Source organism: Pseudomonas sp. UW4 (genome assembly GCF_000316175.1).
In the GTDB taxonomy this organism is placed as follows: domain Bacteria; phylum Pseudomonadota; class Gammaproteobacteria; order Pseudomonadales; family Pseudomonadaceae; genus Aquipseudomonas; species Aquipseudomonas laurylsulfatiphila.
In genome coordinates this window covers 5,644,579-5,669,083 of record NC_019670.1, presented here as the reverse complement: position 1 = coordinate 5,669,083, position 24,505 = coordinate 5,644,579, and the positions used below count along the sequence as shown (strand labels likewise).

20 protein-coding genes and 1 tRNA gene are annotated in these 24,505 nt (G+C 60.0%); 7 read left to right on the top strand and 14 right to left on the bottom strand.

Annotated elements, in window-relative coordinates; all coding sequences use genetic code 11:
• Positions 1-54: 54 nt before the first annotated feature.
• The 4 genes from pqqF to PPUTUW4_RS25205 all read right to left on the bottom strand — a co-directional run bounded on the left by pqqF (position 55) and on the right by PPUTUW4_RS25205 (position 5,704).
• Positions 55-2,484, bottom strand: a complete 2,430-nt coding sequence (pqqF, locus tag PPUTUW4_RS25220; protein ID WP_015097083.1) for a pyrroloquinoline quinone biosynthesis protein PqqF — start codon at positions 2,482-2,484, stop codon at positions 55-57.
• A gap of 38 nt (positions 2,485-2,522) precedes the next feature.
• The gene (locus tag PPUTUW4_RS25215; protein ID WP_015097082.1) at positions 2,523-3,317 is read right to left on the bottom strand and encodes a carbon-nitrogen hydrolase family protein; all 795 of its coding nucleotides are present in this window, start codon (positions 3,315-3,317) and stop codon (positions 2,523-2,525) included.
• Between the two features lie 12 nt (positions 3,318-3,329).
• The gene (locus PPUTUW4_RS25210) at positions 3,330-5,012 is read right to left on the bottom strand and encodes an NAD(P)/FAD-dependent oxidoreductase (RefSeq protein WP_015097081.1); all 1,683 of its coding nucleotides are present in this window, start codon (positions 5,010-5,012) and stop codon (positions 3,330-3,332) included.
• Between the two features lie 230 nt (positions 5,013-5,242).
• Positions 5,243-5,704, bottom strand: a complete 462-nt coding sequence (locus PPUTUW4_RS25205; RefSeq protein ID WP_007980298.1) for an Lrp/AsnC family transcriptional regulator — start codon at positions 5,702-5,704, stop codon at positions 5,243-5,245.
• A gap of 185 nt (positions 5,705-5,889) precedes the next feature.
• Between PPUTUW4_RS25205 and PPUTUW4_RS25200 the strand changes: the two genes are divergently transcribed.
• Positions 5,890-8,244, top strand: coding sequence for a glucose/quinate/shikimate family membrane-bound PQQ-dependent dehydrogenase (locus tag PPUTUW4_RS25200; protein WP_015097080.1), 2,355 nt, complete (start codon positions 5,890-5,892; stop codon positions 8,242-8,244).
• 194 nt (positions 8,245-8,438) lie between these two features.
• The gene (locus PPUTUW4_RS25195) at positions 8,439-9,119 is read left to right on the top strand and encodes a peptidase M41 (protein ID WP_041475085.1); all 681 of its coding nucleotides are present in this window, start codon (positions 8,439-8,441) and stop codon (positions 9,117-9,119) included.
• Between the two features lie 15 nt (positions 9,120-9,134).
• Here PPUTUW4_RS25195 and PPUTUW4_RS25190 read toward each other — a convergent pair whose 3' ends face one another.
• From PPUTUW4_RS25190 to PPUTUW4_RS25180, 3 genes are all read right to left on the bottom strand, one after another.
• Positions 9,135-9,563: a hypothetical protein gene (locus tag PPUTUW4_RS25190; protein WP_015097078.1), complete on the bottom strand. Its 429-nt coding sequence runs from the start codon at positions 9,561-9,563 to the stop codon at positions 9,135-9,137.
• A complete protein-coding gene (locus tag PPUTUW4_RS25185; RefSeq protein WP_015097077.1) occupies positions 9,553-10,155 on the bottom strand; it encodes a nucleotidyltransferase domain-containing protein in 603 nt (200 codons plus the stop codon). Before PPUTUW4_RS25185 ends, PPUTUW4_RS25190 begins: the two co-directional genes overlap by 11 nt.
• A 68-nt stretch (positions 10,156-10,223) precedes the next feature.
• A complete protein-coding gene (locus PPUTUW4_RS25180) occupies positions 10,224-10,544 on the bottom strand; it encodes a DUF3077 domain-containing protein (RefSeq protein ID WP_015097076.1) in 321 nt (106 codons plus the stop codon).
• A gap of 578 nt (positions 10,545-11,122) precedes the next feature.
• On the opposite strand from PPUTUW4_RS25180, the gene PPUTUW4_RS25175 reads away from it, so the two are divergent.
• Both PPUTUW4_RS25175 and PPUTUW4_RS25170 read left to right on the top strand, forming a co-directional pair.
• Entirely contained in the window at positions 11,123-11,488 is a 366-nt protein-coding gene (locus PPUTUW4_RS25175) for a type II toxin-antitoxin system RelE/ParE family toxin (RefSeq protein WP_015097075.1), read from the top strand.
• Positions 11,481-11,786: an XRE family transcriptional regulator gene (locus PPUTUW4_RS25170; RefSeq protein WP_007980287.1), complete on the top strand. Its 306-nt coding sequence runs from the start codon at positions 11,481-11,483 to the stop codon at positions 11,784-11,786. Before PPUTUW4_RS25175 ends, PPUTUW4_RS25170 begins: the two co-directional genes overlap by 8 nt.
• Before the next feature lie 74 nt (positions 11,787-11,860).
• Here the strand turns inward: PPUTUW4_RS25170 and PPUTUW4_RS25165 are convergent.
• The 5 genes from PPUTUW4_RS25165 to rpsU form a co-directional block, all read right to left on the bottom strand.
• Positions 11,861-11,937: transfer RNA gene (locus tag PPUTUW4_RS25165), tRNA-Ile, on the bottom strand.
• A 15-nt stretch (positions 11,938-11,952) separates the two neighbouring features.
• Positions 11,953-15,699 (bottom strand): bifunctional diguanylate cyclase/phosphodiesterase, encoded by a 3,747-nt coding sequence (locus PPUTUW4_RS25160; RefSeq protein ID WP_015097074.1) that lies wholly within the window; start codon positions 15,697-15,699, stop codon positions 11,953-11,955.
• Between the two features lie 123 nt (positions 15,700-15,822).
• Complete coding sequence (gene rpoD / locus PPUTUW4_RS25155) at positions 15,823-17,670, bottom strand: RNA polymerase sigma factor RpoD (RefSeq protein WP_007980239.1); 1,848 nt, start codon at positions 17,668-17,670, stop codon at positions 15,823-15,825.
• Positions 17,671-17,737: 67 nt separating this feature from the next.
• On the bottom strand, positions 17,738-19,705 hold the full coding sequence (gene dnaG, locus PPUTUW4_RS25150; RefSeq protein WP_007980233.1) for a DNA primase: 1,968 nt from the start codon (positions 19,703-19,705) through the stop codon (positions 17,738-17,740).
• A gap of 480 nt (positions 19,706-20,185) precedes the next feature.
• Positions 20,186-20,401 (bottom strand): 30S ribosomal protein S21, encoded by a 216-nt coding sequence (gene rpsU / locus PPUTUW4_RS28480; protein ID WP_002551877.1) that lies wholly within the window; start codon positions 20,399-20,401, stop codon positions 20,186-20,188.
• 199 nt (positions 20,402-20,600) lie between these two features.
• Here rpsU and tsaD point away from each other — a divergent pair, with 199 nt between their 5' ends.
• Complete coding sequence (gene tsaD / locus PPUTUW4_RS25140; RefSeq protein ID WP_015097073.1) at positions 20,601-21,626, top strand: tRNA (adenosine(37)-N6)-threonylcarbamoyltransferase complex transferase subunit TsaD; 1,026 nt, start codon at positions 20,601-20,603, stop codon at positions 21,624-21,626.
• 23 nt (positions 21,627-21,649) lie between these two features.
• On the opposite strand, the gene plsY is transcribed toward tsaD, so the two are convergent.
• The gene (gene plsY, locus PPUTUW4_RS25135; RefSeq protein ID WP_015097072.1) at positions 21,650-22,219 is read right to left on the bottom strand and encodes a glycerol-3-phosphate 1-O-acyltransferase PlsY; all 570 of its coding nucleotides are present in this window, start codon (positions 22,217-22,219) and stop codon (positions 21,650-21,652) included.
• 74 nt (positions 22,220-22,293) lie between these two features.
• Here plsY and folB point away from each other — a divergent pair, with 74 nt between their 5' ends.
• Positions 22,294-22,650, top strand: a complete 357-nt coding sequence (folB, locus tag PPUTUW4_RS25130) for a dihydroneopterin aldolase (RefSeq protein WP_015097071.1) — start codon at positions 22,294-22,296, stop codon at positions 22,648-22,650.
• Positions 22,641-23,159, top strand: a complete 519-nt coding sequence (gene folK / locus PPUTUW4_RS25125; RefSeq protein WP_015097070.1) for a 2-amino-4-hydroxy-6-hydroxymethyldihydropteridine diphosphokinase — start codon at positions 22,641-22,643, stop codon at positions 23,157-23,159. The genes folB and folK overlap by 10 nt, the downstream gene beginning before the upstream one ends.
• An 81-nt stretch (positions 23,160-23,240) precedes the next feature.
• On the opposite strand, the gene PPUTUW4_RS25120 is transcribed toward folK, so the two are convergent.
• Positions 23,241-24,470 carry a multifunctional CCA addition/repair protein gene (locus PPUTUW4_RS25120; protein WP_015097069.1) on the bottom strand — a complete coding sequence of 410 codons (1,230 nt, stop codon included), beginning with the start codon at positions 24,468-24,470 and terminating at the stop codon, positions 23,241-23,243.
• Positions 24,471-24,505 lie beyond the last annotated feature (35 nt).

Below are 24,505 nucleotides of genomic sequence, written 5' to 3'. Positions count from 1 at the left end.
TCAAAGAGATTGCCCGTGAAACTTTGAGAAAGCTCCTTACCGCCCCGGTAATGATCATTTTGCCGCTTGCCATGGAGTGCCCGGTGCAGGGCTGTTCGCCAGGCAATGCCAACCGCCCTCGGCCTTATTCAATCGTTGTGCTGCAACCAGCAGTTCGGAACGCCCGATCAGCAGGATTGCCTCGGGCAATTGCGTCAGAAAATCCGACGAGCGGCCGCCCAGTTTGCCCTGCCAAAGCAATTCCGCAGTCTGGGCAGTGGGCAACGCAGCAAGGGAAAATTGCTCGGCCAAGGCCTGGCGCTGGGCGATGAACGATTTGTCGTCGAGGGCATTGATCAGCATTGGCACATCGCTGAGGAACTGCTCGATGTGCTGCAGCAGATCTGCCGGCGCTACGTTCGGTGATTGCACACCGAACAGTAATCCGGTTGTCCCGTGAATCTGGCGTAGGGCGCTGAACACCGCATAGCCCAGTTGCAACTCCACGCGCAGGCGCTGGTAGAACGGCGTCTGACAGAAGTGCGCAAGTAGACGCCACGCGGCTTCGTCGGCCAATTCCCCGGTCACGGCAGGGCAAAACAGCAGCAGTGCGTGCTCGCTGGAATCGCAATTGATGGCGCTCCACAGGCGTTGTGACGGGATGGATGGCGGTGGGGTCAATTGATTGTCCGGCGTGCCGGGAATACGGCTCAAGGCCAGGCCCATGGCCGCTTGAGTCTGTGCGGACAGGCCAATCGCCAGACCATCCCAGCGTGCACTCGACCAGAGTTGCTGCGCGTCGTCCGTGTTCGCGGTGTGCGCAAGGCAGTGATCGGGCAATGCCTTGAGCAGTTGTCGAATGGGGATCAGCGCAACGCTCGCGTGCGTGGCTTGTGAGGCTGCGGCGTCAGGTTGTGTCAGCTCTTTCAGCACATGCTCCAGAACGCTGGGCATCGGCTCCTGCAGTCCGGTCATTTTCAGCAGCCATTCGTTGCCCGATGCACTGAAGGAAAAATCCACACCGGCCTGACGCGCGTCTTCGCGTAGCGGTTGCAGGTTATTTTCCAGTCGGGATTGAAGGGCGCTGGCGGGACTCGAGTCCAGACGCCAGCGCAGATAAATCGCACCTTCCGCGCTGTTGTCCGGCAATGCCTGGCTGAATTGCATCGGCGAACGTTCACGACGGCTTCGCGAGCGATCCTGGGCAAAGGTACGCAGGCCGCGGTGGGCGCTGGTCTGGCCACGAATCAATCCGGCGTTGGACGCTGGTGCTTCGGTGCGCAGGAACGGGTTGGGTGCGGGCAACTGCCATGGGCCACTGAAGTTATCCACAGCGCCGATTTGATTGAGGATTTGCTTGAGCGCTGTCACGCCTTGGCCAGATAACCCGACTTCGCATTGTTCGCTGTCCAGTCGGGCCAATTGCAAGGCACTGCTGACCTGTTGCTGGCGCTGGTGCAGGGTTGCGTATTCTTCGCGCAACCGGGTCCAGTCCTGCTGGGTAAAAAAGCTCAGCCAGTCCATAAGGCGTTCGAGAATCCCGGTCGGCAACCCATTGGCCGGCAAGGTGAACTCGATATGCAGCAAGGCTTGTCCTGCGAATTGGTAGAGCAACTGGGCTTTCAGGTGATCGGCCAGCCCGCGCTCGCGCAGGTCCGCCGACAAGCCCCCGGGTTTTGCCGAATTCAGCCAGTGGCACAAGAATGCCAGCGCCTCGGCGCAAGAATCGGGCAGCGATTCGAGGGCGCACAGCCAATCCAGTCGCCGTTCTTCAGCCTGTTGATAACTTCTTTCTGAGGTCGACATCAGGGGCGCGGGAGCGTGTTGCTCAATGCTTTCTCCCTTGGCGATGACGTTACCAAACGCTTCAGCCAAGGTCCTTAGCTCTTCGAGACTTTGCGGTCCGGCCAGGCTCAACGTCATCTGCCCGGTCTGGTAAAACCGCTGATAAAAATCCCGCAACGCCTGCTGAAACTCGGGCTGCTCTACAGCCAGGGTGGCGCGATTGCCGGCATGAAAACCGCGAAGCGGATGTACTTCTGACAACCCGTCGAACAGCGCAAATTGCTGCTGCGCTGCCGCATCCTGCGACCAGGCGACAAATTCCGCCTGCAGTACTTCCCGTTCCCGCTGCTGATCGTCCGGATTCATACGCGGATGGGCGAGCATGTCTGACAGACGCTCCAGCCCACCGGCAAATGCCTGGGGTGGCAGTTCGAAAAAGTAGTCCGTGGTGCGCTCGCTGGTTCGCGCGTTTATCTGGCCGCCATGACTCTGGACGTAGGCCATCAACCCTTGCCCGGCAGGAAAACGCTCAGTCCCCAGAAACAGCAGATGCTCAAGAAAATGCGCCAGTCCGGGCCACGCCAGCGGCACATCATGGCTGCCCGCGGCGACCCGCAATGCTGCTGCGCAACGCTTCAAATTCGGGGCATGACGCAGCGTCACCCGCAAGCCGTTGGCCAGGGTTTCAGTGTGGGGGCGAGGGTGATTCAGCGCGGGCATGGGCACTTCCAGAACAGTGAAGTGCCAATGCTAGCGGATTAGGACTTGTTCAGCTCGCCGTAAAGCTCGGGACGACGATCGATCAGGTAGCGATTGGCGGCACGGGAATCGACCATCAACTGTCGATCCAGCTCACCGACAATCAGCGATTCATCCAGTCCCGCCTGAGCGATACGGCTGCCATCCGGCGCAGCAATGCTGCTCTGGCCGCAATAGTGGATGTCGCCTTCATGGCCACAGTAGTTGGCGTAAGCCACATAGCATTGGTTTTCGAAGGCGCGGGAACGCACGGTGACATCGGCGACGAAATCGAACGGAATCATGTTCGCGGTCGGCACCAGAATCAGCTCGGCGCCGCCCAGGGCCAGGCGTCGGACATTTTCCGGAAACTCCAGGTCGTAGCAGATCAGGAAACCGAGTTTCCAACCGTTGAGCTCAACGATGGGAAACTCATCGGAACCTGCACTGAACATCGAGTGATCGAGGTCGCCGAACAAGTGCGTCTTGCGGTAGTTGCACACGCGCTCACCATTGGCGTCGATCAACTGCACGGCGTTGTAGATCTTCCCGTCCTCGGTGCGCTCGGGATAGCCATACAAGATGGCAATCCCGGTTGCTTTGGCAATGCGCGCGATCTGCTGCGCCGACTCACCGTTGTACACCTCCGCCAACACGCTGACGGCATCGACGCCGATGTTGTAGCCGGTCAGGAACATCTCCGGCAGCACCAGCAGGTCCGCGCCTTTTGCCTCCAGCGCCAGTTGTTGCAGGCGTTGCAGGTTGCCGGCGACATCCAGCGGCAACGGTGGACATTGGTAAAGGGCTACGCGCATTTCGGATTCCTCTTACTCGGGCAGGGCGATCGGTCCGATCTCGTTGAACACATCTCCTGGACCCGGATTCTCGGCGTGAGTTGCACCGCCGAAGTGTTTCATGATGCCCCACACCGCGTTGAGCGAGGTCTGAACCGCGCCTTCAACCCAGGCTGGCGTCCACGAAACGTCGTCGCCAGCGATGAAGATCCCGCGCTGTTCTGCCGGCATGTCGTCCTGCATGAAGTGCGCGTACATGCGCTGGTTGTAGCGGTAGTGACCGGGCAGTGCGCCTTTGAACGCGCCGAGGAAATGCGGGTCGGCTTCCCAGGACACTGTGATCGGATCGCCGATGATCCGCGCAGCGATGTCGACTTTCGGGTAGATCTTCTTCAGTGCATCCAGCGCCAGTTTCACGCGTTTTTCCACCGGGTGCGGGAGCATTTTCAGCGCGTCGCTCATCCACGAGTACGACAGGCAAATCACCCCCGGCTTGTCGTCACCATTGTCGAACAGGTAGGTGCCACGGGTGAGGCGATCGGTGAGGGTCATGCTCATCAGGTCGCGGCCGGTTTCCGGATCCTTGTCCTTCCAGAACGGGCGGTCGACCATCACGAAGGTCTTCGACGATTGCATGTAGCGGGTGCGGTCCAGGGCCATCCACATCTTTTGCGAGAACAAGGTTTCGTCGCATTCGATCTGGGTGGTCAGCAGCCAGCTCTGGCACGTGGTCAACACGGCGGCGTATTCGCGGGTGTCGCCCCAGTTGTCGGTGACGGCGAAACGACCGCCCGGCGCGTGGGCAATTTTCTTCACGCCGGTGCGCGGCGCGCCGCCGTGCAGGGAGCTGAGGCTGGTGCCGGCCGGCCAGTGCGCGCAGCGTTCTGGCACATGGCGCCAGATGCCTTGTGGCACCTGTTCCACACCGCCGACCACCAGGTGCTGGTGATCGTCGCAGTTGGTCATCACCACGCGGAAGATTTCCAGCATCGAATTCGGGAAGTCAGAGTCCCAGCCGCCGGTGCCGAAACCGACCTGGCCGAACACTTCGCGGTGATGGAACGACAGCTTGGCAAAGGCTTTGGAAGTGGCGACGAAGTCATAGAAGGTGCGGTCGTCCCACAGTGGCACCAGGGTGTTCCACAGCTCCTTGAGGCGCGGCACGTCGCGGTCGCGAATAGCTTGCTGGATATCCGAGAACTGCGAGCCGGCTTCCAGGGCGTCGGCCCACGCGTCAGCCACTTCCTGGAACAGCGCAGGAAGGTCCGACAGCTTCTGTGCGTAATGGGTCTGGCCTTCGAGGTCGATCACCGTGCTGCCCGACGCGGGCGTCAGCGGGTTGGGGAACGGTTTGGTTTCCAGGCCGAGCTTGTCGACGTAGTGATAGAACGCGGTGGACGACACCGGGAAGCGCATGCCACCCAGCTCGGCCACGATGCCTTCGGCGCCGTTGAACGCCTGGGAACGCAGACGGCCACCCATTTTCGAGGCTTCGTAGACGACCGGTTTCAGCCCCAGCTTCATCAGCTCATACGCGGCCACCAGACCGGCAATCCCGCCGCCGACAATCGCCACTTCGGCACCGTGATTGTGCTCGGGAATGCTGCCCAGCCCGGCCGGGTGTTCGATCCAGTCGTCGAAGGCGAAAGGAAAGTCCGGGCCGAAAATGGTGATTGGTTTTTTACCGTCTGCAGGATGGCGATTGTTCTTGTTCATGGCTGACCTTGCTGGCGACCCGACGCGCAATGCGCATCTGAGTATAGGAAAAGATGCCAGCCATTCTAGAGAGCACAGAACACGTTAATAAGACGCAAAGTGTCGTCGTTTTGCCATTTTATTGGTCGATATGACGAGCGCATGCTTCAAAGTGACAATGTGAACCCCTGTGGGAGCGAGCCTGCTCGCGAAGAGGCCCGAACAGACACCACCTAAACCCCGGCACAAACTCAAACCGGCTGCCCCCGATCAATCTTGCTGCTCAAGATAATCGACGTCGTGGTCTTCTCCACCCCATCCACACTGCCAATCTGATCCAGCAACTGATCCAGCTGCTCCGGCGAATCGGTGCGCAACCACGCCACATAATCAAATTCGCCACTCACCGCACACAACTGCTGTACCTGCGCCATCGCGCTCAGGCGGCGCAACACCTCCTTGCCGGAACGCGGTTGCACCGTGATCCCGACATACGCCTGCAACCCGCCATCCACCACCCGCTGCCCGAGACGCACGCCGTAACCGGTGATCACCTTGGCCTTTTCCAGCCGCGCCAGGCGCGAGGTGACGGTGGTGCGGGCGATGCCCAGTTGCCGGGCGAGCATGGCCACGCTCTCACGGGCGTTGATCTGCAGGGCTGCAATCAACTGGCGGTCGATTTCGTCGAGAACGGGCGGGCGAGTGTCAGGCAAAGGGTTATCTCCAGCGGTATGGATCAGTGCGCAAGCATGTTACAGGCAGATTCTGTACGACGCTCGCGACGGATTCCTGATCAAGCCTCAGTACCGTTCATGACATTTGCGCCTGCGACAAATTGCCATAAGTAACCAGTTAGTACATTATTCCGCCCTTGTCACAAATGGGGAAAATGTCCGACATGAACAATTCTGGGGCTGCCGCCGGCAGCAAATGGTTGCTGGCGGGGCTGGGTGTGCTGATTGCACTGATCGGGCTCGGCCTGGCGGGTGGCGGCGGCTATCTGATTGCGCTGGGCGGCAGTGGGTATTTCCTGCTGATGGGCCTGGCGATGCTGGTGTCCGGCCTGTTGATTGCCCGTCGCAAGCCGCTGGGCGCCTGGCTGTATGGTGTGGCGCTGGTCCTCACCGCGATCTGGGCGGTATGGGATGCCGGTCTCGAATACTGGCCGCTGGTCTCGCGGGTACTGACCTTCGCCGTGATCGGTCTGGTGGTGGCGTTGATCTATCCGACCCTGGTTCGCGCTTCGGGCGCGACCGGCGGGCGTGGTGCCTACGGTCTGGCTGGCATTCTGGGTGTGGGCGTTATGGCGACGATGGCCTACATGTTCGTGCCGACCCATGTGGTCAAGGCCTCCGTTGAACCTGCGGTGACGCCGGTCGCGCCGGGCACCGAGCAGAAAGACTGGGCGCACTGGGGCAACACCACCGCCGGCAACCGCTTTGCCGCGCTGGACCAGATCAACAAAGGCAACATCGACAAGTTGCAGGTCGCCTGGACCTTCCGCACCGGCGATATCCCGCAAAGCACCGGTGCCGGCGCCGAAGACCAGAACACACCGCTGCAAATCGGTGACACGGTCTACACCTGCACCGCCTACGGCAAAGTCTTCGCCCTGGATGCCGACACCGGCGCCCAGCGCTGGAAATTCGACCCGCAAGGCACCGCACCCAACTGGCAGCGCTGCCGTGGCCTGGGCTACTCCGAAACTCCGGCGTCTTCGGACAATCAGCCAACCGCCTGTACGAAACGTCTGTTTCTGCCGACCGGCGATGCCCGCCTGATCGCCATCAATGCCGACACCGGCAAGCCCTGCGAAGAGTTCGGCAACAAGGGCACCGTCGACCTGACCACCGACATGGGCGAAGTGAAGCCCGGTTACTACCAGCAAACCTCGACTCCGCTGGTCGCAGGGGACGTGGTGATCGTCGGTGGCCGCGTGGCCGACAACTACTCCACCGGCGAACCGCCGGGAGTGGTGCGTGCCTACGATGTGCGCAGCGGTGAACTGGTGTGGGCGTGGGATCCGGGCAATCCGAACACCAGCAAACGTCCGCCGGCCGGTGAGACTTATACCCGTGGCACGCCAAACGTGTGGTCGGCCATGTCCTACGACGCCAAACTCGGTCTGGTGTACCTGCCGACCGGTAACGCAACGCCAGACTTCTTCGGCGGTCAACGCACCGATTTCGACGATAAGTGGAGCTCGTCCATCGTCGCCATCGACGTGAAAACCGGCCAGGTGCGCTGGCACTTCCAGACCACTCACCACGACCTGTGGGACTTCGACCTGCCGGCACAGCCGCTGTTGTACGACGTGCCGGACGACAAGGGCGGAATCCAGCCAGCCCTGGCGCAAGTCACCAAACAGGGCGAGATCTTCCTGCTCAACCGCGAAACCGGCGTACCGATTGCCCGCGTCGAAGAGCGCCCGGTGCCGCAAGGCAAGGTTCCCGGCGAGCGCTATTCGCCAACCCAACCGTTCTCGGTCGACATGCCGTCAATCGGCAACAAGACCCTGACCGAGTCCGACATGTGGGGCGCCACGCCGTTTGACCAGTTGATGTGCCGCATCCAGTTCAAAGGCATGCGCCACGAAGGCGTCTACACCCCGCCGGGCATGGACCGCGCCCTGCAATTCCCGGGCTCGCTGGGCGGCATGAACTGGGGCAGCGTCTCGGTTGATCCGAACACGAACTACATGTTCGTCAACGACATGCGCCTGGGCCTGGCCAACTACATGATCCCGCGCGACAAGATCAAAGCCGGGGCCAGCGGCATCGAAATGGGCGTGGTGCCGCAGGAAGGCACACCGTTCGGCGCCATGCGCGAACGCTTCCTCTCGGCGGTTGGCATTCCGTGCCAGAAGCCACCCTTCGGCACCATGTCGGCCATCGACCTCAAGACCCACAAACTGATGTGGCAAGTCCCGGTCGGCACCGTACAGGACACCGGCCCGCTGGGCATCCGCATGCACATGCCGATCCCGATCGGCATGCCGACCCTCGGCGCATCGCTCGCCACCCAGTCGGGCCTGCTGTTCTTCGCCGGCACCCAGGACTTCTACCTGCGCGCCTTCGACACCGGCAACGGCAACGAAATCTGGAAGTCGCGCCTGCCGGTGGGCAGCCAGTCCGGGCCGATGACCTACGTTTCACCGAAAACCGGCAGGCAGTACATCCTGCTGACGGTGGGTGGTGCGCGTCAGTCGACGGATCGTGGGGATTATGTGATTGCCTACGCTTTGCCTGATTAAGACATTGCGGACCCTTGTAGGAGCGAGCTTGCTCGCGATGGGCGTTAACGATAACGCGTGCTGTCTGAATGGCCGCGGCGCGTTCAAGTTCATCGCGAGCAGGCTCGCTCCTACATGATTGTGCGGGGCAACAGGATGGACAGCGACCGTCACTCGTAGTCGAATACGAGAACGAAGGATCCGAGGCAATGGACATGACGACGAACCTGCCTGCCGCTGTACGCGACCGCGCATTGCAGATCGCCCATCACGAAATGGGGCACTACGTGGTGGCCCGCGTCCTGGGGTTTGAAACGGGCGGCGTGACTCTGGCCGTGACCAGGGATTTGCGGCACCAGGGCGGGGCCTCCATTGCCCTGGTGCGTCCCATTTTGTCGATAGATGCCATGAAGGAGCATCTGGAAGCCCGGATGATGGTGCTCCTGGCGGGCGCCATGGCGCAGACACTCCCCTCAAAACCTTCAGCCGTAAAACGCGTCGACAAGCCCAAAGCCACCGCCATCCTCAAAGGCGAGCAGGGGGCGGAGCAGGACTACGCAAAAATCAGGGAGCTTCAGCATCTGCTGCGCAACCTCGTCTACCCCGATACCGATCCAGCGTCGAGCGAGTGCATAACGGCGCAGCTTAAGACGATGATTGATCGGGTGTGGGGTCGGACGCAAAAAATCATCGAGGACCAGGCCGAGACGATTGCCGAATTGGCAGGGGCGCTGGTGGACGGTATGGCTCTTGTAGAGCAATGGGGGCGGGCGGCGGATACGTATGAGGTGGTGTTCACCGGGCCGATGCTGGAACGGCAGCGGGCGGTGAAGGCCATCCCTTCGTTACGTATTTGGACTGACAACTGCAGTGACGCCGTTCAGCACTCGAAATAACGAAGGGTCGTAGCGTTATTTGCTTGCAAGCATAGCGTCTTGCACCAGTGGCAACAGTGCATCAGTCGCCGCCAACAGTTCAGCCAGAAGGGTTTCGTCCACATCCATATAACCTTCGTACTCAGCCAGATTGCGGCGCTCGTGACAAAGTACGAACAGGCGTACCTGGATTTTGTTCAGGCCGAGAGTATGTACAAGGCACTGAAAGACTAGACAACGACGGTCAGAGCGAAAGCCCTGCAGACGCATGGCCGTCAGTGCCAGGGCATGGGCGGCGTTGTAGGCGAGGTCGAAGCGACTGGCGAAGGACAGCGCCGAACTGTGAGCATCCTTCAAACGGTCCGTGGCCGATCTCAGCAGTCCTTCACATTCCTTGCGATCTGGCGGTTCGGCTTTGAGGCCACCGCTACGCACCAGGTTCTCCAGATTTTCGTTACTGCCCATCGGCTACCTCTGCTGGGTTGCGGCCAATCAAATCAATTTTCTCCTGTTGTTCAACCCGCACGACAAAGCTGTTGCCGGCCGCCTTCTTGGCTTGCCAGTCGGCCAGGGTGTAGAGCGTTGGGTTAATGGTGCGGCCAAGCTGTTCCTCTACGGGCAGTACCCGTTCCATCAACTCGCCGTAGCTGAGGTTTTCTCCAATCAGCATCAGGTCAATGTCACTGCCTGCATGCTCGTTCCCCTTGGCAATGGAGCCGTAGATAAACGCCCATACCAACTGATCAGACAGTGGAGACAAGGCTGCACGCAGTTGCTCCGCAATGCCAAAAGTCTTACGCACTATCCCCAGCAGTTCTGCATAGATGGGGCACTCAGGGTTGGCCTGGTAGTGCGTCTGATTACCTCGCCGACTCATGGTGAGAATGCCTGCGCCATGCAGGCGCTCCAGCTCACGCATCAGGCTGCCCTTGCCGACCTGCGCCCAGCGGGATATTTCATTGGCATAGAAGCTCTGATCCGGTTTGCCATACAACATGCCCAGCACTTTTTGCTGGGTAGCGGTAAACAGAGCATCGCTGAGCGGGATGGCAGGCATGGTCGACTCTATAAGTCCCAAAAAGGGAACGATAGGTCCCTTTCTGGGAATTTTCAACTCTGCCGTGATTATGTGTTTTTCGATGGGTCTGCTTCCTTTCTGGTTTGAACAGGCCGCCGCGTCTGCACCTTTAACACATCATCGATCAGCGCTTTGCTCATTGTCGTCAGGTAATGAGCGGCCCAGGCGTGACGGTCGGAGTCCTGAGCGTAGGCAGCGTCCACGGTGAGGGACTTTGCGAGAAATAGCAGATCGGAGGCTTGGGCCAGGGCGTCGATGATGGGGGCGTTGCGACAGACGTGGAACAGTGGTTGGTCCGAGAGAAACAGGAAGGGCGTGAAGCCAATGGTTTTCAGTTCTGAAGGTGCGGGCGAATCTGTTTTGGTCATGGTCATACTCCAGCGTTAGAGGAGTCGCCACGTTCGTTTCCAAGCGAGTGGGTGGCGGCTGTGCGCAGGTTGGAAACCGGGGACCAAAGATCCGGCACGCCCAAAGGCGTCCCGCGCACAGCTGCCATAACACAGAGTTCGCAGTCGTCAAAAACGTCTGGAATTGTGGTGGGGATGCTGTTGCGCTGTGATCCGACGGGTTTCCAAGCCCGATCGCTGAATGCTCAGCGACGTCCGGAGACTATCCCGTCGAAGAAAAGCACAACAAGGCGGCAAAGTGCCCAACAGCAAGATTCGGAGTTTGCCTACAAGGTCCTAAGGCGTCATCCGATATTTCGACACCCTCAGTAAACGAAGACTGGCACGACGAGTGATTTTCCAGGCCGGTGCATCCTTTGAGTCGTTGCGCCAAACGCCTGGTTCCTGCGTTGTCATGAGGGCACTGAAGCCATTGGCGAATCGGCAACCGCCGCCAGTAACCGTCGTTAACAATTGACAGGGGAATCAGGGTGGTTGGGCACCTCTGAAGCTCATACATTTATTCCTTTGAGGTTATATTCCTTTGGTGGCATATTTGTATGAAATGGGACGTCGAATACACGGATGAATTTGAGGCCTGGTGGGATCGCCTGAACGAGGCCGAACAGGACTCGGTTCAGGCCACGGTGATGTTGCTGGGCGAGGATGGCCCACACTTGGGTTTTCCACATACCAGCGATATCAAGGGTTCACGGCATGGCAACCTCCGTGAGTTAAGGGTACAGCATGCTGGCAGGCCGTACCGTGTGCTGTACGCGTTTGATCCACGGCGCAGCGCGATCCTGCTGATTGGCGGTGATAAAACCGGCCAGGAGCGTTGGTATGCGGAACACGTGCCACTGGCCGAGCGTCTCTACGACGAGCACTTGGAAACATTGATGAAAGAGGGTTATGACAATGGCTAAAAAATTTGCTGATTTGGTGGCACGTCGCTCTCCAGAGTCTCAAGCGCGTGTCGAGGCCTTGCATCAGAAGCTACGAGCTCAAATGCCGTTGCACGAGTTGCGTCAGGCGCAAGCGTTGAGTCAGGACACACTGGCCAGGACGCTGCATGTCAACCAGGCGGCGATCTCCAAGATGGAGCGGCGAACTGACATGTACATCAGTACGTTGCGCAACTACATCCGCGCCATGGGGGGCGAGTTGGAAATCATCGCCACTTTCCCCGAGGGCCAGGTAAAGATCGAGAACTTTGCCAGCTGAACGATTAAAAAATGGCTCTACTGTTTCGGTCTATCCAGACACGCAAAAGCCGCGCATTGCGCGGCTTTCTTGTTTGGTGGGCCCACACGGACTTGAACCGTGGACCAAAGGATTATGAGTCCTCTGCTCTAACCAACTGAGCTATAGGCCCTCAGTAGGTCGCGGATTATAGCGACGGTTTCGCGGCTGTGCTATCCGAAAAAGCCATTACGGTTGTACGAAGAAACGTCGCGGCGAATTCTTCGGGGGGCAAGGGCAGGCTGACGATGTAGCCCTGGATCTGTTCGCAGCCCTCGGCGGCGAGGAATTGCTGTTGCGCCTGGGTCTCGACGCCTTCGGCAATCACGGTGAATTGCATGCTGCGTCCGAGGGCGATGATGGCGCGTACGATCGCCGCATCGTGGGGGTCGTCCGGCAGGCCGCGGACGAAGGACTGGTCGATCTTGAGGATGTCCAGCGGCAGGCGCTTGAGGTAGCTCAGGGACGAGTAGCCGGTGCCGAAGTCATCGATGGCCAGTTGCACGCCCAGATGTTTGAGTTGATGCAGTACCGCCAGCGCTTCTTCGGCCTGGCTCATGATGAAGTTTTCGGTGATTTCCAGTTGCAGGAATCCGGGGTTGAGGCCGTTGTCCTTGAGTAACTGTTCGATGCGCCCCAGCAGGTTGGGCTGGCGCAATTGGGCGCCGGCAAGGTTGACCGACAGTGGGCCGGGGCTATCGTACAGGCGGTGCCATTCGGCCATCTGGCGGCAGGCGGTTTCCAGGACCCAGTCGCCGATTTGCAGGATCATGCCGTTTTCTTCAGCCAGCGGGATGAAGTGTTCCCGCGGCACGTCGCCAAAGGTCGGGTGGCGCCAGCGGATCAGGGCTTCGGCGCCGACCAGGCTGTAGTCGTCGAGGCTGATTTTCGGTTGGTAGCACAGGTGCAATTCGTTGCGTTCGATGGCGCGGCGCAGTTCGTGCTCCAGCGCCACGCGTTCGCTGGCCTGGGCGGTGAGGTCGCGGGTGTAGCTTTCGACGCGGTTGCGGCCCTTGGCCTTGGAGCGGTACATCGCCGCGTCGGCGTTCTTGATCAGCGTGGCAACGTCGCAACCATCCTTGGGGTAGAGGCTGGTGCCAATGCTGGCGCTGATGAAAAACTCGTGTTCGCCGGCCTGGAATGGCGCGGCGAAACAATTGAGCAATTTGGTGGCGATGTTGTCGGCATCACTGGGTTGTTGCAGGCCCGGCAGCAGGATAATGAACTCGTCACCGCCCAGGCGTGCCACGGTGTCGATGTCACGCAACTGCTCCTTGAGACGTGCGGCAATGCCCTTGAGCAGCAGGTCGCCCACCGGGTGGCCGAGGCTGTCGTTGATGTGCTTGAAGCGGTCAAGGTCAAGGAACAGCACGGCGCCCTGGCCGCCGTTCTCCTGCTGGTTGTTGAGTGCCGTCAGCAGGCGGCTTTCGAACAGCGTGCGGTTCGGCAGGCCGGTCAGCGGGTCGTGGTGCGCCTGGTAGTCGAGTTTGGCCTGGGCATGCTTGAGGCTGGAGATGTCGGCGAATACCGCGACAAAGTGGGTGATGAATTTGTCGCGGTTGCGCACGGCACTGATGGTCAGCCAGCTCGGGTACAGCTCGCCATTTTTGCGCCGATTGGAAATCTCGCCCTGCCAATGACCTTCGGCAGTCAATTGATGCCACATGGCAGCGTAGAACGCGCTGTCATGCAGGCCTGAGGCGAGCAGACGGGGCGTGTGGCCCAGCGCTTCGCTTTCGCTGTAACCGGTGATTTCGGTGAAGGCACGGTTGACCGCACTGATGTGCTGTTGGGTATCGGTGATCAACACGCCTTCGGCGGTGCTTTCGAATACGGTGGCGGCCTGTTGCAGTTTTTCCTGCATCAGGTGCCGCTCGGTGATGTCCCGGGCGATGGTCAGCATGCAGTCGTCATCGCCGATCGGCAGCGGACGGCTGGACACTTCACAGAGGCGGATCTGCCCGTCGCTGCGGCGGATATGGCAACTGAAGTCGCGGACAAAACCGTCCCGATGCAGCAGGTCGAGCATTTGTTTGCGTTCATTGAGATTGACCCAGATGCCCAGGTCCAGCACTGAACGATCCACCGACATGGCGCTGTTGAATCCGGTGATGCGACTGAAACCCTCGTTGACCTCCATCAGCAAACCGTCACTTTGCCGCGACAGCAGCAGGCCGTCGGGGGACGCATGGAAAGCCTTGGCGAACTTTTCTTCGGACGTTTGCAGTTGTTGCTGGGTTTCCTTGAGCTGGGTGATGTCCCGCACCACGACCACCAGCGCCGGTGTCATGTCGAGGTCGAACGGTTCGGCGGAGATCAGCCCGGTGAACACCTGGCCGTTGCTGCGACGAAAGGGCATTTCCAGATTGCGGATGCTGCCGGCCTGCAAGCGTTGCAACAGACCCGGCCCAACGCCGGGAATCCCCCAGATGTTCAGGTCGGTGGCGGTCAGTCCAATGACGTCCTCGGCCTTGAGGCCGATCTGTTCTTCGAACGCTTCGTTGACCTCCAGCAGGCAACCGTCGCTCAGGCGGGCGATCACCAGAATGTCAGGGCATTGCTGGAACACGGAAGCGAATTTCTGTTCCGACAGGCGCAGCGCTTCTTCGGTGCGCTTGGCGTCGGTGATGTCGATCATCAATCCGCGCAACACCGGCTCTTGCCCGTGTTCGATCAGGCTGACGATGTCGCGCACCCACAGGCAGCGCCCGTCGGCGGTGATCACCCGGTAATCGAGGCGGTGATCGCGCCCGGCCAGCACTTCGTGATCGCAGAAAGTCTGGGCACGAGTCAGGTCGGCGGGGTGAATGATGTTGCGCCAGAAGCCCGGAATCAGCCAATGGGAGAGGGGGTAGCCAAGAAGATCTTCGGCGTGGGGCGATACGTAGCTGTAGGTGTAGTCGGTGACCTTGGCTTCCCAGGCGATGGCCGACAGGCTCTCTACCAGGCCACGGTAGTGGTACTCGCTGCTGCGCAGTTCCTGTTCAAGATCGACCCGGCGGGCGATTTCCGAACTCAAGCGGCGGTTGATGCGGATAACCGCCGCCAGCACCAGGGTCAGCAGCAGCAATCCGGGCAGGCCATACACCAGCAGGTCATTCCAGAATGTTCGATGATCGATGACGTTACCGACCCAATGCTCCTGAATGGCGCTGATTTCGGCGGGGCTCATGTCCGCCAGGACTTTGTCGAGAATGCCGACGAGGATTGCGTTGTTGCGGGGTACGGCCATGGCCAGTTGATAGCGATAGGGGGTTTCACCGCTGACATACAGCCCATCGAGCTTGAGTTGGCGCAGGCTCCAGACGCTGGACGCCAGATCGCCCACCACCGCATCCACTGCACCCGTGGCCAGCGCCTGTAACGCCGAGCTGACGTTCGGCATCGCCACCAGGTTCAGGTCGGGATTGTGGGTGCGCAGCAGTTCGTGGGGGGCGTAGTTTTCCACCACGGCGATTTTCAGGCCATACAGGTCTTGCAGGTTGTGTGGCTGGGCGCCCCTGACATGGGCCAGGATGACGATCGGAAAATCCAGATAGGGGCGGGTGAACGACAGGTATTTCTGGCGTTCCGGGGTCGACATGATGCCCGGCAGCAGGTCGATTTTGCCCTTTTTGGCTTGTTCCAGAACGGCGGTCCAGCTCACCGGCTCGATGGGCGTGAGCCGGGTTTTCAGTCTTTGGCGAATGACCTCGATGTAATCCGCGGCAAGGCCCTGGTAGCGGCCCTCATCGTCGCGAAACTCGAAGGGCGGCCACGACGCATCGACACCCAGGCGCAAGTCCGGGTGAGCCGCCAGCCAGCTACGTTCATCCTCAGTTAGAGTCAGCGCGCCAGCCGTTGCGGTCCAGGTCATCAGCGACAGCAAAAAAAGCACGGTCGGCAGTCTGGGCATAACGGTCTCGTTATGGCTCTGGGGAATGTTTCGAGTGTAGACGGGCTACAGGGCGGAGGGGAGGTGTGGAGATATTAATCTGCCATAAAACAAAACCCCCGGCCTGGGCCGGGGGTTCTGTGATCACTCGTCGAGGAAGGAGCGCAGATGCTCGCTTCTCGTCGGGTGGCGCAGCTTGCGCAACGCCTTGGCTTCGATCTGACGAATCCGCTCACGGGTCACGTCAAACTGTTTACCAACCTCTTCGAGGGTGTGGTCGGTATTCATGTCGATACCGAAGCGCATGCGCAGTACCTTGGCTTCACGGGCAGTGAGGCCGGACAGCACTTCGCGAGTCGCTTCTTTAAGGCTCTCAACGGTTGCAACATCGATTGGCGACTGCATGGTCGAGTCTTCGATGAAGTCACCCAGATGGGAGTCTTCGTCATCACCGATCGGGGTTTCCATGGAGATCGGCTCTTTAGCGATCTTCAATACCTTGCGGATCTTGTCCTCAGGCATTTCCATGCGTTCGCCCAGCTCTTCCGGGGTCGGTTCGCGACCCATTTCCTGCAACATCTGCCGGGAAATGCGGTTGAGCTTGTTGATCGTTTCGATCATGTGCACCGGAATACGGATGGTGCGGGCCTGGTCGGCGATCGAGCGAGTGATCGCCTGACGGATCCACCAGGTGGCATAAGTCGAGAATTTGTAGCCGCGACGGTATTCGAACTTGTCTACCGCTTTCATCAAGCCGATGTTGCCTTCCTGGATCAGATCGAGGAATTGCAGGCCACGGTTGGTGTACTTCTTGGCGATCGAGATCACCAGACGCAAGTTGGCTTCAACCATCTCTTTCTTCGCGCGGCGGGCCTTGGCCTCACCGATCGACATGCGACGGTTGATGTCCTTGATCTCGGCGATGGTCAAACCGGTTTCGGTTTCCAGCGCGGTCAGCTTCTGCTGGCAACGGACGATGTCCGGCTGCAGGCGGCCAATGGCTTCAGCGTATTTGCTTTTGCCTTTGGCCAGGGCGTCACTCCAGCTTTCGTCGACTTCGTTGCCCGGGAACTGGCGCAGGAAGTCTGCACGCGGCATGCGCGCATCACGAACGCAGAGCTGCATGATTGCACGCTCTTGCTGACGCAGGCGATCCAGGGCACTGCGAACACGCTCGACCAGGGCTTCGAATTGCTTCGGTACCAGTTTGATCGGCATGAACAGGTCGGCCAGGGCCAGCAACTCGGCAATCGCTGCCTTGTTGTGACGACCGTGCTTTTTCAGCGCCTTGCGGGTGATTTCCATCTGATCGGCCACAGCGCCAAAACGCTGGGCGGCGATGATCGGATCCGGACCGCTTTCGGCTTCTTCCTCGTCATCCGAGGCTTCACCGTCTTCGTCGTCGGTGTCGTCATCCGCCTTGACGGCTTTCGCGTCAATCGGTGGCGGCACTTCTGCCGCAGGCGGCGCGATGCCGTCGTCCGGGTCGATATAACCGCTCAGGACGTCGGACAGGCGGCCACCTTCGGTGGTGACGCGGGTGTACTCGGAGAGAATATGATCAACCGTGCCAGGGAAGTGCGCGATTGCGCTCATCACCTCACGGATGCCCTCTTCAATACGCTTGGCGATTTCAATTTCGCCTTCACGTGTGAGGAGCTCCACCGTACCCATTTCGCGCATGTACATGCGCACCGGGTCGGTAGTGCGACCAATGTCGGTCTCGACCGCAGCCAACGCTGCAGCGGCCTCTTCGGCTGCGGCTTCGTCGGTATCGGCGTCGGCCAGCATAAGGGAATCCTTATCTGGCGCAACCTCGAATACGTTGATCCCCATGTCATTGATCATGCGGATGATGTCTTCCACCTGTTCCGGATCTGAAATATCCTCCGGCAGGTGGTCGTTGACCTCCGCGTAAGTCAGGTAGCCCTGCTCACGACCAAGTGTGATCAACTCTTTGATACGAGACTGCTGTTGCGCTTTTCCGGACATAACACCCTATCCACTGAAGGTCTTGGCGGGCAAAAAACAAGCCGAGGATTATACCTGAGCTATGACCTCACGCGCCAGTTGAGGTCGGGTTTGATGCGGAAACATTGCGACTTAAAAGGTCGCGCAGTTGGTTTTTCTCTTCGGTGCTCAATTCACTTTGACGTGCTTTTCGAAGAAGTTGTTCCAGGTTTCGCTCGCGTTGGCGGGCTGACAAGCTAGTAATGGTGTCGAAAAACTGTTGTTCAAGGTTATCTCCATCAATCAGCCATTCCTTTTCCGCCAGGGCCTTGAGCAAGCGGCCCTGCTCTGTGCCGTGCCAGCGGGCAATCAGCTGAATTGAGTTTAGCTTGGGATTCTTCTGCACGGCTTCGAGTAGCGCCACCAGCAATTGTGTGTTGGTGTGGTCCTCGGCGGCGAAGTGCCCGGCATCCTCGACTTTCTCGGCCAGTTGCGGGTGATGCAGCAGCGTGCGCAAGGCGGCGAGGGTCGGCGGTTCTACGGCGGCGGGCACCCGTGGCGCGCGGGGTTGATCGCGATCACCGCCCCGTTTGCCATTCTTGTCCCACGGTTTCTTGTCCCATTTCTTGCCTCCTGCACCGGGCTTCTTTGGCGTCCATTCCTGCTGCGGCACATACATGTCCTGTGCCTGCGGCTGATGATAGTCGCTGTAGTCGGGCATCGCGTCGTAATCGATGCCCGGGTCGTAGGCCGGCGGTGCTTCCTGCGGGGCGCTTTGTGCCAGCTGGCTCACCGCTTCGCCGCTCAAGCCGGTGATTTCGCTCAGGCGCTGGCGCATCAGGGTGCGCAGGTTGGCGCCCGGGACTTTGTCGATCAGCGGTGCGGCGAGGGTGGCCATGTGGGCCTTGCCCTCGAGCGAGCGCGGGTCGGCTTCTTCCGTCAATTGCTGGAAGAAGTAGTCGGCCAGAGGCTGTGCATGCTGGTTGATCCGTGCGCGGAAGGCGTCGGTGCCTTCGGAGCGGACCAGGGTGTCTGGGTCCTCGCCCTCGGGCAGGAACAGAAAACGTGCACGACGACCGTCCTGCAGGCTCGACAGTGTTGCCTCCAGTGCCCGCCAGGCCGCATTGCGACCGGCCTGATCGCCGTCGAAGCAGAACAGCACGCTGGGCACGACGCGAAACAGCCGCTTGAGGTGCTCTTCGCTGGTGGCGGTACCCAGTGTCGCGACGGCATTGCGCAGGCCTTGCTGGGCCAGGGCAATGACGTCCATGTAACCCTCTACGACGATGATTTCGTCGAGGTTGCGGTTGGTCTTGCGCGCTTCGTACAGGCCGTAGAGTTCCTGCCCTTTATGGAATACCGGGGTTTCCGGGGAGTTCAGGTACTTCGGCTTGTCGTCGCCCAATACCCGGCCGCCAAAGGCAATGACGCGCCCGCGGCTGTCGCGGATCGGGAACATCACTCGGTCGCGGAAACGGTCGTAACGTTTGCCACTTTCGGCGTTTTCGATCAGCAGGCCGGCATCGATCATGGCTTTTTGTTGCAGGGTATCGCTGCTCAAGTGCTTGAACAGGTTGTCCCAACCAGGCGGTGCAAAGCCCAGGCCGAAGTCCCGGGCGATTTCGCCGGTCAGCCCGCGACCTTTCAGGTAGTCCACGGCGGCCTTGCGCGATGGATGGCTTTTCAAGGCTTGGCGATAAAAGTCGGCGGCGGCGCTGAGCAGCGGATACAACGGCGAATCGGTTGGCTGCCGCGGCTTGTGCGGCCGCCCACTTTCTTCGCGGGGGATTTCCATGCCGGCGGCTTTGGCCAGTTCTTCGACCGCCTGGACGAAATCCAGGTTGTCGTGGTCCATGATGAAGCCGAGGGCGTTGCCACCTGCGCCGCAGCCGAAGCAGTAATAGAACTGCTTGTCGGGGCTGACGCTGAACGAGGGCGTTTTTTCCTTGTGGAACGGGCAGCAGGCGGTGTGGTTCTTGCCGGCTTTTTTCAATTGCAGGCGCGAGCTGACCACGTCGACGATGTCGGTGCGGTTCAGAAGGTCGTCAATGAAGCTCTGGGGAATTAGCCCGGCCATGGCGTTCTCGTCATCTGCGCTGAAAGGAGCCCGAAACGTACGGCGACCGAACGCGGGCATTAATTGAGGCGCGCAAAGTGTGCGGCTCGACCAGTGTCGTCTGCGTAATCGCTGTCGGGAAGTGTATCTGCCGAAAATCCACTGACGTTAATGCCAATCAGTATTCGGCTGTTTGAATGTGTTGCGCTGAATCCGCTGCGGCCAAACACAGGCCTCGGATAGCTCATCATTCGGCACGCAAGCAGGTGCCTTGGGCTGATCGTCGTGAGAGGAATCAGTGGGTGTGCTCGTCAGTAGCCTTGAAAGGCTCGTCAGAAAAGACGTGCACCGCTGGCAAAAGAGCCAGGTCTGACGCGGTGAAGCAGATTTGTCTCGGTCGCGTCTGCGGCTTTGACAGTGAAGCATCAAGCGATTTACGCAAATGCCATAAGCCCGGCTGAGGGCCGGGCTTGGCAGAAGCTTGCTACGGTCGTCTGTGTATTAGTACAGACGAACGGCGCGGCGCTGTTCGCGCTGAACTTTCTTGGCGTGACGCTTAACAGCAGCAGCTGCTTTGCGCTTACGCTCAGAAGTTGGCTTCTCGTAAAATTCGCGGCTACGAACTTCAGCCAGTACACCGGCTTTTTCGCAGGAGCGCTTGAAACGACGCAGAGCTACGTCGAAGGGTTCGTTCTCTTTTACTTTGACGGCTGGCATCCAGAGCTACCTTCATTCATTACCGGGGTCAACATCCTCGCGGCAAAAGAGCACTTGAAGACGTCGGTTTTTAAGGGTTGCGGATGTTAACCCCTCATCGCTCGGAATGCAAAGCCTCTGATCGAAAACCGCTGGTCGGGGCATCCCGCGACGACTATTATGCGCGCCTTCGAATTCAGCCTAAACAAGGCGCAAACCCATGCTAGTACTGGGATTAGAAACCTCCTGCGACGAAACCGGCGTCGCATTATATGACAGTGAACGCGGGCTATTGGCCGATGCGCTTTTCAGTCAGATCGACCTGCACCGCGCCTATGGTGGCGTGGTGCCGGAGCTGGCCTCGCGCGATCACGTCAAACGCATGCTGCCCTTGATTCGTCAGGTGTTGGCCGAGGCCGACTGCGTGCCGACCGAGATCGACGCCATCGCCTATACCGCGGGTCCTGGCCTGGTCGGAGCCTTGCTGGTGGGGGCTTCCTGCGCCCAGGCGCTGGCCTTTGCCTGGGGCATTCCGGCCCTTGGCGTACACCACATGGAAGGCCACTTGCTGGCACCGATGCTGGAGTCGCAACCGCCGGAATTCCCGTTCGTCGCTTTGTTGGTCTCCGGTGGTCATACGCAACTGGTTCAGGTCGACGGAATTGGTCAGTACACGCTCTTGGGCGAGACCCTGGATGATGCTGCCGGCGAAGCTTTCGACAAGACGGCCAAGATGATGGGCCTCAATTATCCGGGCGGGCCGGAGATCGCTCGCCTTGCAGAGCGGGGTGTTGCGGGGCGTTTCGTCTTCCCGCGTCCGATGTGCGACCGACCGGGCCTGGATTTCAGCTTCAGTGGCCTGAAAACCTTTGCGTTGAATACCTGGCAACAATGCGTCAGTGCCGGGGACGACGGCGAGCAAGCCCAATGCGACATCGCACTGGCGTTCCAGCAGGCCGTGGTGGAGACTTTGACTATCAAGTGCAAGCGTGCCCTTAAAGCCGCCGGCATGAAGCGCCTGGTGATCGCCGGGGGCGTCAGTGCCAACAAGGCGTTGCGCGCTTCTCTGGGGAAAATGCTCGGCGATATGAAGGGTGATGTGTTTTATGCCCGTCCGCAGTTCTGTACCGATAACGGCGCGATGATCGCCTTTGCCGGCTGCCAGCGCTTGCAGGCCGGTCAGCAGGAAAGCCTGGCGATCAGCGTGCAGGCACGCTGGCCGATGGAGCAGTTGTCGGCGTTGTGATGAGCGGCGCTTATTTCCGGCCGCTAGAAATGCCGTTCGCGCCCGGCAAACAGGTCGCGTAGATTGCTGCGATGGCGCCAGACGATCAGTCCGGTGAGCGTGCTCATGGGCAGCAGGGCCGCCGGTTCTTGCCAGGCCAGCAAAGGCAGGGTCAGCGGCGTGGCAATCAGGGCGGCCAGGGAGCTGGTGCGGGTCAGGTAGAACGTCAAGAGCCAGGCGCAGACCGCCAGAAGGGCGGCGGGCGGGTACAGCCCCAGCAGCATGCCGGCAGCGGTGGCGACACCCTTGCCGCCGCGAAAACGGAAGTACAGCGGAAACAGATGGCCGATGACGGCATAGACGCCGATCCAGGCTTGTTCCTGCTGCGAAAGGCCCGCAAGACGCGCTATCAGTACCGGCAGGAGGCCTTTGCAAAGGTCGCCGAGCAGGGTCAGGATGGCGAGTTTCTTGCCGGCCAGGCGCAACATGTTGGTGGCGCCGGCATTGCCCGAGCCACTCATTCGCGGATCGGGGTTACCGGTCAGGCGGCTGAGCAAAATGGCAAAGGACAGAGAGCCGAGCAGGTAGGCGAGGATCGCCAATAACCAAAACATGCTAACTATTCCGGGCGAGGAAGCCCTGATTCTAACGGCGCATTGCGCCCTTGTCGTGTAGCGGAGAGAAGTGCTTGGACAGAGTGTTTATCGAGGGCCTGGAAGTCGACACGGTGATTGGTGCCTACGACTGGGAGCGAGGCATCCGACAGTGCTTGCGTCTTGACCTGAGCTTCGCCTGGGACAATCGCCCGGCCGCAGCCGGTGATGACCTGACCCTGGCGCTCGACTACGCCAGTGTTTCCTCGCGCATCCAGGCGTTTGCCGAGCAGGCGCAATACCAGCTGGTCGAGACCTTTGCCGAGCGTCTGGTTGAAGTGCTGATGAGCGAATTCAAGATCACCTGGATGCGTCTGAAGCTGACCAAGCCCGGCGCGGTCCCGGCTGCCACCGGTGGTGTGGGCGTGGAGATCGAGCGCGGATGTCGCTGACTCAGGTGTACCTCGGGCTCGGTAGCAATATCGAGCGTGAAACCCATTTGCGGGCGGGGCTCGATGCATTGGCGGCGTTCCTTGTCGATATTCGCTGTTCGGCAGTGTTCGAAAGTCAGCCGGTGGGCATCAAGAGCGGGCCGTTCTTCAATTTCGTGGTGTCGGCGTATACCGATCTGCCGCTGATGGAGCTTGATCGTCGACTGAAGTTCATTGAGGCGGATAACGGTCGTTACGCACCGGATCGCCGAGGTTTGCCGCTGGATATCGACGTGTTGTTGTTCGGAGACCTGGTGGGCAACTTCGATGGCCTGATCTTGCCGCGGGCAGAAATCCTGAAAAATGCGTTCGTTCTGTGGCCGTTGTCGTTGATCGCGCCGGATCGCGTGCACCCGGCCGAGGGAAAAAATTTTGCCGCGTTGTGGGCTGATTCGCAGATCGACCAAGCACTGGTGCCAGTGGCATTTGAGTGGCGCGGTGAGCAGCTGACACCTTCGAATTTGCTGTGACTTCAATGACACCATCGCGAGCAGGCTCGCTCCCACAGTTTTGTGCTAACCACTGTGGGAGCGAGCCTGCTCGCGATTGTTTCAAACAGACGCCGCCTCTTTGTAAGCCTTCAACGCCTTCAGCCGTTCGCGCTTGATTGCCTCCCCCAGCTCAGGCCCCTTGAAGCCTTGCTCCAGTAACGGCTGAACCGCCACACAGCGCGCCGCAGTCGCCGCCCCGCGCAGATAATCCGCCTGTGGATAACTTCTCTGCTCCAGCCCTTCGCGTCCGCGCGCATCCATCTCGCATGCCGCGATGAACTCCTCGAACCGTTGCGGGCGACGGTAGACATCGAAGCTCTGCAGCAGCTCCAGCAAGGTAGACGGCTTAAGCTCCAGGGCACGATGGCCGTGGGTGTGATACTCACCGACCAGCATTGCCAATTCCTGGCAGTCTCTCGGCGCCTTGAAACGTTCGTTGACCGCTTTGATCAGCTTCAGGCCCTTGAACTCGTGGGCAATGTGCCGCGGCCATTCCTCCTCTGGCGTCAGGCCCTTGCCCAGGTCGTGCAGCAGGCAGGCCCAGCGCACGGTCAGCGGCTGATTGTGCAGTGCTGCTTGCTGCAACACGCTCAGGGTATGTGCGCCAGTGTCGATTTCCGGGTGATGGGCCGGGGGCTGCGGGACGCCGAACAGTGCGTCGACCTCCGGCATCAGCACCTTGAGTGCACCGCATGCGCGCAACACCTCGATAAACACCTGTGGCTGATCTTCCATCAGGGCGCGGGAGATTTCCTTCCAGCTGCGCTCGGGAGTCAGCGCCTCAAGCTCACCTGACTCGCTGAGCTGACGCATCAGTTCCAGGGTTTCCGGTGCGACGGTAAAACCCAGTGCGGCATATCGCGCGGCAAAGCGGGCAACGCGCAGGACCCTGAGCGGATCCTCGGCGAACGCGGGGGAAACATGGCGCAGCAGGCGCGCTTCGAGATCGCGCTGGCCGTGGTAGGGGTCGGTCAGGTTCTGTTGATCGTCTTCGGCCATGGCGTTGATGGTCAGGTCGCGACGGATCAGGTCTTCTTCAAGAGAGACTTCAGGGCTGGCGTGAAAAGTGAACCCGCCGTAACCGCGCCCGCTTTTGCGCTCGGTGCGGGCGAGGGCGTATTCCTCACCGCTTTTTGGATGAAGGAACACCGGGAAATCCGCGCCCACCGGGCGAAAGCCCTTGGCGAGCATTTCTTCGGTGGTGGCGCCAACCACGACCCAGTCGATATCGGTGACCGGTTTGCCCAGCAGGCGATCACGTACCGCACCACCGACTTTATAAATACGCATAAAAAACCTCCGTTAGCTCGACAGGATAACCCTTG